Here is an 11619-nt window from a genome sequence, read left to right as displayed (position 1 = left end):
CATGACCATCCTGACCGAAACCGAGCACGGACCGCTGGTCCTGAGCCCGGACCAGATCGACGAACTCGGCCGCGAACTCGACGAGCTGCGCGCCGCGATCGTCGCCGACCTCGGCGAGCGCGACCGGGAATACCTGTACTCGATCATCAAGGCGCAGCGCGGCTTCGAGATCGCTGGCCGCGGCCTGATGTATCTCGGCTTCCTTCCGCCGTTCTGGCTGGCCGCGGTGGCCGCGCTGAGTGTGTCGAAGATCCTGGACAACATGGAGATCGGCCACAACGTGATGCACGGCCAGTACGACTGGATGCGCGAGCCCGGCCTGAACTCCCGGGTATTCGAGTGGGACACGGTCTGCCCGGCCGATCAGTGGAAGCACTCGCACAACTACCTCCACCACACCTACACCAACATCCACAACAAGGACCGCGACATCGGCTACTCCATCCTGCGCATGGACGAGGCCCAGGAGTGGAACGTGCTGCGGCTCGGGCAGCCGCTGTACGCCTTCGTGCTCATGCTGCTGTTCGAGTGGGGCGTGATGGGCCACGACCTGGAAGTCGAGAACATCCTGGCGGGCAAGAAGAAGTGGCCGGAGGTCAAGAAGCTGCTGCTCGGCCAGTGGCGCAAGGCGGGCAAGCAGGTGCTCAAGGACTACCTGGTGTTCCCCGCGCTCACCGGACCGCTGTTCTTCCACACCCTGGCGGGTAACGCCACCGCCAACCTGGTGCGCAATGTGTGGGCCTTCGCCATCATCTTCTGCGGTCACTTCCCGGCCGGCGTACAGACGTTCACCGAGGAAGAGACCGAGAACGAGACCCGCGGCGAGTGGTACATCCGGCAGATGCTCGGCTCGGCCAACATCACCGGGAGCAAGCTGTTCCACATCATGTCCGGGAATTTGTCGCACCAGATCGAACACCACCTGTTTCCGGACCTGCCCGCGAGCCGTTATCCGGAGATGGCGCCGACCGTGCGCGCATTGTGCGAAAAGTACGGCTTGCCGTACAACACCGGCCCGCTCGGTAAGCAGATCGGCTCGGTGTGGAAGAAGATTTTCAAGCTGGCACTGCCGCCGCGCTGGGTCGAGAGCGAGCCGTCTCCCGGTGTTATCGTGATGCGACAGCGGAAGGCTAGCGAAGCGGGCGTGTGAATGATCGGGAAATTCGAAAGCAACAAAGACCTCATTCAGGAATTGACGTCCTCCGGCGCCCGGCATGTCGGCAATATCGCCAACATCATCACGGGCACCGTCGCCGAAGTCACCCGGGAGATCGGTGAGTGGATCACCGACGCGATCGAGATGAACGAGGCGGCGGCCGCGGCGCGCCGGGACGCGGCGGCGCAGCGCGATCTCGATCGTGACCTCGGCGACGAGGCCGAGGTCCCGGTCACGAAGCCGCAGGCGGATACGAAACCGCAGGCAGCGGGGACGGAGAGTTTCCTGGACGCCGAGGTCGTCGAACCCGAGGTCGACGAGCCGCGCTGATCACCACACCGGCAGCCTGCGCCGATGCGCGATGACGTCGGTGATCAGATCCTGGTAGCCGTCGATCAGCTCGGCCAGCCTGGTCCACTGCAGGTGGGCCGCGTCGCCCGCCTGCGCGGGCTGCGGCCCCGCCGTGACCTCGTCGCCCAAAGTGTGACGAGCCGCAACCCATTTCGCGGCGATTCGATCGATGACCGCGCCGAGGGTCTCGGTATGCAGGGATGCGCCCTCCCGGTGCTGCACGTTGGCCGCGACCCAGGCGTCGATCCGTCCGATCCATTCGGCACGGCAGCCGTCGATGTCCTCCACTTGCTGGCTGCACGCCGCGACGCTGGTGCTGGACGCCCCCGGCGCGTGCGCTCGCGTCAGCGTGCGCTGCCGCCGCTCGTGGCAGTCGACGAGCTGCCGCGCGGCGTGCAGCACGCTGTGGCGGTGCTGGTTCTCACCGGGCTCGCGGATCGCGCGCAGCAGTGCGGCGGGCGGTGGTAGCTCTTCGGTTCCGAAACTGCGCTGAGCGTATTCGGTGGGCATGGGCGTACCTCTGCGACCTGACGACTCCGTGGATACGCCAGGGCCGAGGGGGATTTCGGGGAGGGGCGCCCCTCGGCTCCGGCGCAGTCCCGCAACCGGATGTCGTCCCACGGTCCACCAGCACGGCAGAGAAACCGGGAAATCCGCGACGATGCGAGAGAAGACGTCCGAGAAAATCGGGACACTTTCAGGAAAGCGCGGTAGCCGAATCCGCGCAACACTCTGCTCTGCGAATCCGGGAGCTGCCGGGAAATCGTTATGTTCCGTTACGGATCGGTCAACCGGCGCGGTTCGTCGCCCGGCGTTCTCCCATTCCTCGAGCGCATGAGCAGCAACCGATTCGCCGCGAGCGCTGCGCGCTGCCGCCCGATCCGCTAGCCTCGGTGTTCGTGCCCGCCTATGTGTCATCGCCCGAGTTGACATTCGGCTTCATGTTCGCGCTGGAAGACCCCGAGCGAATCGCAGAGGTCGTGCGCAATCTGATCGTCCGCAAAACCGTCTCGGTCTTTCGTCTCGCCAGGCTGTCGGACGACGACGGCCCGCCGGAGCGCTACGTGGTCAACTGGGCGGTCATCCCGCAGATCTCGATCACCACCGCCGCGCCGGATCACGAGGAGTTGCGGGCCACCCGCACCATGCTGGTCAACGCCTTCCTGAGCGAAGACGGCGAGGTCAGCCTGTATTCGGCGCAGTCGAGCGGGCCTGCCTGACCGGGCCGCCCCGGATGGCACACATCCGGGACGGCCGCACTGCTCAGCCGACCGGGACCGGCGCGTCGAGTCGTCCGGACCGGGCGAGCGCGAACAGCCCCGCCGCCGCGGCCGCGCCGACGGCGACGAGCACCGCCCACGCCAGCGCGCTCATCCCGGCTTCGCGCGTGGCGTCCAGCAGCGCTCCGATGCCCAGGTTCCCGAGCAGAATGCCGATGCCGACAATGGTGTTGTAGAGGCCGTAGTGCGTCGCCACCAGGCGGTTGCCCGACAGCGCGACCACCGTGTCCATTTCGAACGGAAACACCGCTGCGGCACCGATTCCCAGCGCCGCGGCGGTCAGCAGCAGTGCGCCGATCGCAGGCCAGACGCCGAAGCGGGTGCCCGGAATCGCCACCAGTGGCGCGAACGCCGACGCGAGGATCGCCAGCCCGGCCACCAGGCTGTGCGCGCGTCCCCATCGCCGGCCGAACCACCGGGTGATGCGCAGCTGCCCGGCGATCGCGATCAGTCCGGACAGGACGAAGACCGTCGTCATCAGCACGGTCGCCGAGTCGCCCGCGATCCGCGCGGCGTGCACGGGCAACGCCAGGTAGACCTGGAAGGCCAGCACCGAGGAGCCGATCATCGCCGCGGCGAACAGCAGGAACGGGCGGTTGGCCAGCACGACCCGCCAATCGTCCAGCACCGAGCCGGTTTTCGGCTCGCCCGCGTGCTGCGGGAGCGCGCGTAACTGGGCCAGCGTCAGCACGCCGAACACCACCGCGGCGCCGGTGGCGGTCGCGCGAAAGTCGACGGCCATCAGCGCGAGCCCGACGATCGGGCCGACCAGGATGCCAGCCTGGTAGAAGACGTTGAACACGGCGAACGCCTCCACCCGCCGGTCGCCGGAGTCCGCCGCGAGATACGCGCGCACCGCGGGGTTGAACAGCGCACCCGCGAAACCGGTCGCCGCCGACGCGACCAGCAGCGCCGGCAGCGTCTCCGCGACCGCGAGCAGCGCGAAACCGCCCGTGCGCAGCAGGCATCCGGCCACGATGAGCGGTTTGTAGCCGAGCCGATCGGCCAGCGTGCCGCCGAGCAGGAACATGCCTTGCTGGGCGAAGTTGCGGATGCCGAGCACCAGCCCCACCGCCCACGCGGCCAGCCCGAGCGGGCCGGCCAGGTACCCGGCCAGGTAGGGCATCAGCATGTAGAACCCGGTGTTGATGGCGAACTGATTGACCATCAGCATGCGGCTGGGACGATCGAAGCCGCGGAAGGCGGCGATCAGGTCGGTCATCGCGTCCCCTCCTCGCGTGCGCCGCCACGGGGATCGATGACCGTGGCGCACCGGGTCCAGGACTCCGCGACGGCGTCGCCCGGATGCGCGATGTGGCGCGGCGCGGCGGGCGGGGCGGCGCCGAGCAAGCCGTGCGCACGGCAGTACTCGTCGTTGTACACGGTGTCGAAGTAGCGCAGCGGACCGTCGGGGAAGACCGCGGCGATTCGCGTGACCGGGTCGCTGGTGCGGGCCAGCCAGCCCGCGACCAGGGCGACCGCGCCGACGCTCCAGCCGCCTGCGGCGTGGTGGGTCGCGGCGAGCCTGCGGCAGGTCCACACCGCCTCCGCCGGCGCGACCCAGTGGACCTCGTCGAACGCCGGATAGTCGACGTTGTCCGGGTGGATACTCGACCCCAGCCCGCGCATCAGTCGCGGGCCCGCAGGCTGCCCGAAGATCGTGGACGCCACGGTGTCGACGCCCACCAAGCGCAGGTGCGGGAAATACCGGCGCAGCGTGCGGCTGATCCCCGCGGAATGCCCACCCGTGCCGACCGAGCAGACCAGGACGTCGATCCGTCCCAGCTGGGCGACCAGCTCGAGCGCCAGGGTCTCGTAGGCGTCGCGGTTGTCGGGGTTGCGGTACTGGTCGGGGCACCATGCTCGCGGGTCCCGGGCCAGCAGTTCGGCGACGCGGTCGCGCCGCGCCTGCTGCCAGCCGCCGGTGGGGTGCGGCTCGGTGACCAGCTCCAGCCGCGCGCCGTAGGCGGCGAGCATGCGTCGCATGAGCGGCTCCAAGCCGGGGTCGGTGACCAGCGTGACCGGGTGGTGATACACCATGCCCGCCAGCGCCAAGCCCAAACCGAGGGTGCCGCTGGTCGATTCGATGATCGGAGCGCCCGGTGCGAGGTCGCCGCGGGCCCTGGCGCGCTCGACCATGTGCAACGCGGGCCGGTCCTTCATCCCGCCGGGGTTGGCGCCTTCGAGCTTGGCCCAGAAGCCGCGGCCGTCCGGTCGCGTTGTGCTGTCGAGTGGTTCGGTGATCCAGAGCACCGGCGTGTTGCCCACCATGGTGTCCGGACGCGGGCAGCGCTGAGCGGCGGTCAGGAGACTCGCCGGGCTCACGAGCGGAGCCGGGGTAGCCGGTTCGCGCGGAGCGGGTTCGGGCACAGCCGGGTTCTGCAGCGCAGAAGTCATGAGGAATCGTCGATTCTGTGCGGTCGCTGGGTACAGCGACGGTGTGAGTGCGGACGTCGCACGAACACCGGCCGGGCCCCGGCAGGCTCCGGCCTGACGCTGACCGATCAGTTCCGATCGATGCCGAATCGCGTGAGTTTGTCTCTGCCCGGCCACACCGGGAGGGCCGCGACCGGAGGCGCCCGCACGCCGCCGCCGAGCCAGGCCGCGGGCGCCGCCAGGAACAGCGGCACCGCGGCGACCAGAAGCAGCACCAGCAGCGCGGCAGCGCGCGGCAGGGCGGCGAGCACCATGTCGGCGGGTACGTGCCGGTCCGGCTCGGCGGCGTGCTGATGGCGGTCGAGGAGGATCGCCGGAGCGGCGGGGGAGGCCATGACGGGACCGGACGCTTCGATGTGCGCGTGCGGCGCGACGGCATGGGTGAAGACGTGGCACTGCGGCACCGCCATGGCGACCACCCAGACGGTGTACGCGAGAGCCACGAGCACCCGGGCAACCGGTAGTCGCAGCGCGCCGAACGTCACGGTTCCCGATGGTACAAGTCCGGCACCGGCACGATCCGCCGGTGTGCGCGGCAGCGCGGTCGATTCGATTGCGGCTCAAGCCCGGCCGTGCGCCACAGCCACCCTCCTCGAACCCTGTTCGTTGGCGTGTCGGTATCAGATGGTGCCGTTCTCGAACGGCCGAATACGGGACAATCAGGACACCTACTGGTTGTGGCTTGGATCACAGCAACCGTAAGGAGCATCGCTCATGGAACTCGAGAAGCCCGTCGTCCCGTCCGACCCCATTCGCGTGCGCGGCGATCTGGATCCCGCGCTGTCGCGGTGGTTGTGGCTGGTGAAGTGGCTATTGGCGATACCGCACTACATCGTGCTGCTCTTCCTGCACATCGCCTACGCGGTGCTCACGGTCGTCGCCTTCTTCGCGATCCTGATCACCGGCAAGTACCCGCGGGGGCTGTTCGACTTCAATGTCGGCGTCATGCGCTGGGGATGGCGGGTGACCTTCTACGCCTTGTCGGTACTCGGCACCGACAAGTACCCGCCGTTCAGTCTGCGGGCGAACGCCGACTACCCGGCCGACTTGGAGATCGACTACCCGGAGACGTTGCATCGCGGCCTGGTACTGGTGAAGTGGTGGCTGCTGGCCATTCCGCACTACCTCATCGTCGGCGCGGTGGTGAGCGGCGGCGTCGCGTTCGCGGGCGGCGACGGTGACGACTGGGGCGGCGCCTCCATTTCGCTGCTCGGCGTCCTCCTGCTCGTCGCGCTGGTCGCGTTGCTGGTCACGGCGCGTTACCCGCAGGGCCTCTACGACTTCGTGATGGGCGTCAATCGCTGGATCATCCGCGTGCAGGCCTACGCCGGTTTGATGCGGGACGAGTACCCGCCTTTCCGGCTCGACCAGGGCGCTCGCGAGTCCGACTGAACTCGATATTTGCCGGATCCGCCCGCCCTGTCAGCGGGCGGATTCGCGCGCTCGGGGCCGGAAAGGGTTCGGCGCTGTTTCCGGAAAAGGCCACACCCGGCAGGCATCGGTGTTAGAAACACTGTCACTTCAGATTTTGGAGCGCTCGCGCACGACGAGTAAGGATCGCCATGACCGTCGCCGAGATGACTGTTTTCGAAACACTCGAATCGAACGTGCGCGGGTACTGTCGCTGTTGGCCCGCCGTCTTCGACACCGCCAGCGGCGCGTGGTTACGCGACGAGAACGGCAAGGAATACCTGGACTTCTTCGCGGGCGCGGGCTCGCTCAACTACGGCCACAACAATCCGGTGCTCAAACGCGCACTCCTGGACTACATCGCCGAGGACGGCATCACCCACGGGCTCGACATGTCCACCGTCGCCAAGCGGCGGCTGCTCGAAGCGTTGCGCGACAATGTCTTCGTCCCCCGCAGCCTGGACTACAAGGTCCAGTTCCCGGGACCGACCGGAGCGAACGCGGTGGAGGCAGCGTTGAAGCTCGCCCGCAAGGTCACCGGGCGGCAGACCGTGCTGAGCTTCACCAACGCCTTCCACGGGATGTCGCTCGGCGCGCTGGCCGTCACCGGGAACGCCGCCAAGCGGTCGGGCGCCGGGGTGCCGCTCGGGCATGCCATGCCGATGCCCTACGACGGCTACCTCGGGATCGCCGACGACCTGCTGTGGATGCGCAAGGCGCTCGACGACCCGTCGTCGGGTTTGGATCTACCGGCCGCGGTGATCGTGGAGACGGTGCAGGGCGAAGGGGGCATCAATGTCGCCCGCGCGGAATGGCTGCGTGGGCTGGCCGAGTTGTGTTCGTCCCGGGGGATCCTGCTGATCGTCGACGATGTCCAGATGGGCTGCGGCCGCACCGGGCCGTTCTTCTCCTTCGAGGTCGCCGGCGTTGTGCCCGACATCGTGACGTTGTCGAAATCGATCGGCGGCTACGGCCTGCCGATGGCGCTGGTGCTGTTCGGGCCGGAGCTCGATCAGTGGGCGCCGGGCGAGCACAACGGCACCTTCCGAGGCAACAACGCGGCTTTCGTCACCGGACGAGTAGCGCTGGAACATTATTGGTCGGATTCCGCGCTGGAGGCCGCGACCGCTGCCAAAGGTGAGCGGATCGCGCGGGCCCTGAGCGAGCTGACCGCGGCCTTCCCCGGTGTCTCTGCTCGTGGACGTGGCCTGGTCCACGGCGTCGTCTTCGAGGACGCATCGCTGGGGGAGAAGGTCGCGCAGGCCGCCTTCGACCGCGGTCTGCTGGTGGAGACCTCCGGATCGGCCGATGAGGTGGTCAAACTGATGCCGCCCCTGACGATCGCCGAGGACGAGATCGACCACGGCATCCGGCTGCTGGCCGGAGCCATGGAGACGATCTGCGCGTGAACGCTGGTCGGGCGTGTTGCCGAACCATCCTGGCCGCCATCGTCCGCTGACCGACGACATCGGCTCCTCGCCCGTGAGGGCCCAGCGGCGGGAATGTCGACAGGGGAGCCCGGGGGATTCGGGGTTATCGGGCCGTCGGCGGTGATCGAAACTCGGTTCGATTTGGGACAACCTTCGGCGCGCCGTCCGCAGCGGCGGTGCCGGGTCGGGGGTATGCGTCGGTGGAGCAGCAGCCGGCGCCGACGCTAGCCTGTCAGTCGATCGGGGTGTCGGTCGGCTGCTGCTCGGGTCTTTTGTCGCAGGCCTGCGGTGGTCGAGGTGTCGGCAACGTGTGGTCTTGCCATAGCTGGTGAATACGCGCATTGCGCCCGGACCCGAAGTGCGAAATCTTCGAAGGTTAGGACATTCGGATCCTGACGAGAACCAATCCAGGCGAATGTGGGAACTGCTCGTGAACTGCTTGCGGTCGATGTCGTGCGTCGGCGCCTCCGGCGGCTTCAGCGCGTTCGTCGTTCCCGGAACGCGGAGAGCGCCGTGACGCGGGCCGGGGATGAGGATCTCGCCGGGTTCACCGAGCGGATCGCGGATGGGCTGCGTGCGGTGGCCCCGTCCGGATGGCAGCGGCTGGAGGCGTGGTTCGCGATGACCGTGGTCGCCGAATCGGCGCTGCTGGTGGTCGACGACGGTTTCCGGTCGTTCCGGTGCCAGGTACCGGATGCGGTGTGGAATGCGGTGCGCCGACACCGGCAGGTGTCGGCAGGGGCCGCCGGCGGGCCGTGGTGGCGGTTGCTGGTGCGCATCGATGTGGACGGTGTAGAGGCCGTCGCCGATCACGGTGCGGTGCCGTTCCCGGGCGAGCAATTGTTCGCACCGGAAGCCTATCTCGCCGACTTGGAACGCTATCCGCGGGATCGGCTGCCGGTTTGGCTGGCGGCCTACCTCGGTCGCGGCGAACGTCGAACACGGTCGCCGCGCGCTGCCGCGGACGCGATGCGTGCGGACCGGCGTGCGGGTTTGCGGGCGGTGGCCGTGGACAACGAACTGCCGGAGCTGGCCGTGTTGTGGGCACGGTGGGCTGTGCTGGCGGCAGCCTTCGTGGCGGTGGGGTCGAAGCAGGGGCCGCGAATCGGTCCGTCGGTGGGAATCTTCGAAGGCGGGGGACGCAGTGGTTCGACGTTGACCCTACTGCCCGGTGACCGGGCTGTGCTGTCGGGTGGTGTGTGGGACGCGCCAGTCCTGGACGCCGCGTACAACGCGGGCGCTGCGATGCCGGATTTGTTCGCGGGAGCGCCGGCGTGGGTGGCCGATCCGGTGCTCAACCCGCGGGCGACAACCGGTCTGCTGTCGTTTTGTTACTGGTGGGAGGCCGGTCGGTGGTATCGGGGTGAGTCCGCGCCGATACCGGAGTGCGCGCCGGCGCTGCCCGCGGTGTGGACGGTCGGCACCGTGGCGGGTGTCGTCGGCAACCTGCTGGACGACCGGTCGAGCGGTACGTCGGCCGCGGCCGAGTTGTTGGTGTCGGCTGCGCAGGCCGGTGCGGTGACCCGCGAGGCCATTGCGCAGGCTTTCGGTGACGCCACCGACATCGATGGCGCGATGTTCCAGTTCGTGCTCGCGGATCTGGCAGCGAACCACGCGGAGGGGATCGGCGAAGCGGATGCGCTCGACCTCGTCCGGGATCACATCCGACGACGGGGTTATGAGACGACGGGATACCCGCTGTCGAGGTTGCGAGCTGATCGCATCAGCGTGGGATGGGTGGTGCGTTCGCCGGTGCCGGACGGCGAAATTGCCCTGGACCGGGCGGTCTTCTATGTCGCCGACGATGGTGTTGTGGAGCGCTCGACCACGTCGGTGCCGTTGTCTGCGTTCGTCACCGGTTTCGAGCGACGGTTCCGGCTGCGCGGGAACGGCCGCAACACGCCGGAGGGGGTCACGACGTGAACCAAGTCCGGTTGGATCCGGACAGCCTGCGAAATCGGGGAGCGCGGCTGGCCGAGCTCGGGGACCGCGTGGGGCAAACCTATGCCAGACTGCGCGATTCCTTGGCGCAGGCTGAAGGCAGTTGGGGCGACGACGATCTGGGTGTCGCGTTCGCCCGTGAGTTCAAGCCGCAGGCCGACAATCTGCTGGCCGGCGTACGGGCCATGGAGGAGAGTCTGCGCGGCACGGCCGCCGGAATAGTGGACGCCGCCGGCCAATTCGAAGCGCACGACAGGTTCGGCGCCAGCCGGGTCAGCACCACAGCCGCCTCCCTGGCCCCGATCGGCGAGCCGACGCTGCCCTGGCCGGAGGGCAGCTCGTCCTCGCCCGCAGGCCCCCAGGGACCCGTGACGGCGGATCCCCCGACGACCTTTCCGGCGGCGGCGAACCCGGCGTATCCCACGGATCGGGCCGACCCCGCCGAATCACCCATCCCCGGCGGGTCACGGACACCGGATGCGTCCGTGGGACGCTCCACGCCGGAGGGCGGTCCGCAGCGAGGTCCCTCGGATCGGGCAGCGGGCCGAGAGGGGAAACGGGGAGCAGGCGGACCGGGCAGCGGCAACTCCGGCAAGCCCGCCGCAGACCCCGGTCGTTCTCCGGCCTCCACGACGGCCCCTCCGGCCGCCGCACGCGCTTCAGCCGCTGACTCCGGTCGCCGTCCTCCGGCCTCCGCGGTGTTCCCTCCCGCCGCTACCCGGGATGCACCTCCTGCCCCGGGCGGGCGGCAGGCCGGGGCACGCTCACCGGGCGGTGGGGGACGACGAGACACCCCGTGGTCCGGGCAGCCACCCAGAGCGGCCGGACCACCCGCCGGTGCCGAGCCGAGACCCCCTGGCCCTCGGTTCGGTTCGCCGCCGCGGAGGCCGAACCCCACCGACGAATCGTCGGGGGAGCGCGATCGGCGTCGCTCCGGCGCACGGCCGGCCGCCGATCCCGTGGTCGGCTGGCTGGCGCGGATGCTGGCCGAGCACCACGACGTGCGGGTGGCCGGATTCGATACCCCTGGGTTGCAAGTGCCGGTCGTGCGCGAATTCGTGGCCGCTGTGGACCAGGTGCTCACCGACTACCCGGTGATCGCTCTCGACGTCGTCGCGGTGGCAGAACTCGATGCCGGATCGGGGCCGGTGCGGTGGAGTCCCGACCCACGCGATACGCGGGGTACCAGCACAGGCCGGTCGATCACCCTCGACCAGCGGACCGCGCTGGATACGAGGCGAGCGACCGGCACCGCGGAGTCCGAGGCCGAGTCGGCGGAGCCGGCAATCTACCTGGCGACGCTGCGCGAATTCGGCCGGGCACTCGACTGCGCCGGTGGCGGTCTCGCTCGCAGGCAGGCGCAGCGCGTCCTGATCGCGGAGTACCTGCGTCTGGAGGCGGGACGCGACAGCACACTCGCCGAGGTGGTTCGCGGTTACCGGCGCTGGCGCGCCGTGTTGGCCGGGGACGCTGCGGACGCGGGCGAGTTCGACGTGAGCCGGGCGCTCGGCGCCGCGTTCGCCGATGTCGTGCTGCGCGGCGACGAGGCGAGCCGCCAGGCGCGAGCACTGCACGCGGTACTGGTCGACGCGACGTCGCGGCGGGGGTAGGCGGT

Annotated in this window: 11 protein-coding genes; 7 read left to right on the top strand and 4 right to left on the bottom strand. The window is 69.1% G+C overall.

What is annotated here, in order from left to right; translation table 11 throughout:
* Position 1 precedes the first annotated feature (1 nt).
* Together QMG86_RS24700 and QMG86_RS24695 are read left to right on the top strand one after the other, a co-directional pair.
* Positions 2-1150 (top strand): fatty acid desaturase family protein, encoded by a 1149-nt coding sequence (locus tag QMG86_RS24700; protein WP_281875054.1) that lies wholly within the window; start codon positions 2-4, stop codon positions 1148-1150.
* Positions 1151-1486, top strand: a complete 336-nt coding sequence (locus QMG86_RS24695; protein WP_281875053.1) for a hypothetical protein — start codon at positions 1151-1153, stop codon at positions 1484-1486.
* Here the strand turns inward: QMG86_RS24695 and QMG86_RS24690 are convergent, their stop codons facing one another.
* A complete protein-coding gene (locus QMG86_RS24690) occupies positions 1487-2017 on the bottom strand; it encodes a DUF4254 domain-containing protein (protein ID WP_281875052.1) in 531 nt (176 codons plus the stop codon).
* 389 nt (positions 2018-2406) lie between these two features.
* Here QMG86_RS24690 and QMG86_RS24685 point away from each other — a divergent pair, with 389 nt between their 5' ends.
* On the top strand, positions 2407-2727 hold the full coding sequence (locus QMG86_RS24685; RefSeq protein ID WP_281875051.1) for a hypothetical protein: 321 nt from the start codon (positions 2407-2409) through the stop codon (positions 2725-2727).
* 43 nt (positions 2728-2770) lie between these two features.
* On the opposite strand, the gene QMG86_RS24680 is transcribed toward QMG86_RS24685, so the two are convergent.
* The 3 genes from QMG86_RS24680 to lpqS form a co-directional block, all read right to left on the bottom strand.
* Positions 2771-4009 carry an MFS transporter gene (locus QMG86_RS24680; protein WP_281875050.1) on the bottom strand — a complete coding sequence of 413 codons (1239 nt, stop codon included), beginning with the start codon at positions 4007-4009 and terminating at the stop codon, positions 2771-2773.
* Positions 4006-5058: a PLP-dependent cysteine synthase family protein gene (locus QMG86_RS24675; RefSeq protein WP_281881115.1), complete on the bottom strand. Its 1053-nt coding sequence runs from the start codon at positions 5056-5058 to the stop codon at positions 4006-4008. The genes QMG86_RS24680 and QMG86_RS24675 overlap by 4 nt, the downstream gene beginning before the upstream one ends.
* 233 nt (positions 5059-5291) lie before the next feature.
* Positions 5292-5708 carry a putative copper homeostasis (lipo)protein LpqS gene (lpqS, locus tag QMG86_RS24670; protein WP_281875049.1) on the bottom strand — a complete coding sequence of 139 codons (417 nt, stop codon included), beginning with the start codon at positions 5706-5708 and terminating at the stop codon, positions 5292-5294.
* Positions 5709-5937: 229 nt separating this feature from the next.
* Between lpqS and QMG86_RS24665 the strand changes: the two genes are divergently transcribed.
* The 4 genes from QMG86_RS24665 (at position 5938) to QMG86_RS24650 (ending at position 11614) form a co-directional block, all read left to right on the top strand.
* Entirely contained in the window at positions 5938-6615 is a 678-nt protein-coding gene (locus QMG86_RS24665; RefSeq protein WP_281875048.1) for a DUF4389 domain-containing protein, read from the top strand.
* Positions 6616-6785: 170 nt separating this feature from the next.
* Positions 6786-8042 carry a diaminobutyrate--2-oxoglutarate transaminase gene (gene ectB / locus QMG86_RS24660; RefSeq protein ID WP_281875047.1) on the top strand — a complete coding sequence of 419 codons (1257 nt, stop codon included), beginning with the start codon at positions 6786-6788 and terminating at the stop codon, positions 8040-8042.
* 534 nt (positions 8043-8576) lie between these two features.
* Positions 8577-9986 (top strand): hypothetical protein, encoded by a 1410-nt coding sequence (locus QMG86_RS24655; protein WP_281875046.1) that lies wholly within the window; start codon positions 8577-8579, stop codon positions 9984-9986.
* Between the two features lie 977 nt (positions 9987-10963).
* The gene (locus QMG86_RS24650) at positions 10964-11614 is read left to right on the top strand and encodes a hypothetical protein (protein ID WP_281875045.1); all 651 of its coding nucleotides are present in this window, start codon (positions 10964-10966) and stop codon (positions 11612-11614) included.
* The last annotated feature ends 5 nt before the right edge of the window (positions 11615-11619 follow it).

The organism is Nocardia sputorum (assembly GCF_027924405.1).
Lineage (GTDB): Bacteria > Actinomycetota > Actinomycetes > Mycobacteriales > Mycobacteriaceae > Nocardia > Nocardia sputorum.
The sequence above is the reverse complement of the archived record's forward strand: the minus strand, read 5'-3'. Positions and strand labels throughout refer to the sequence as shown.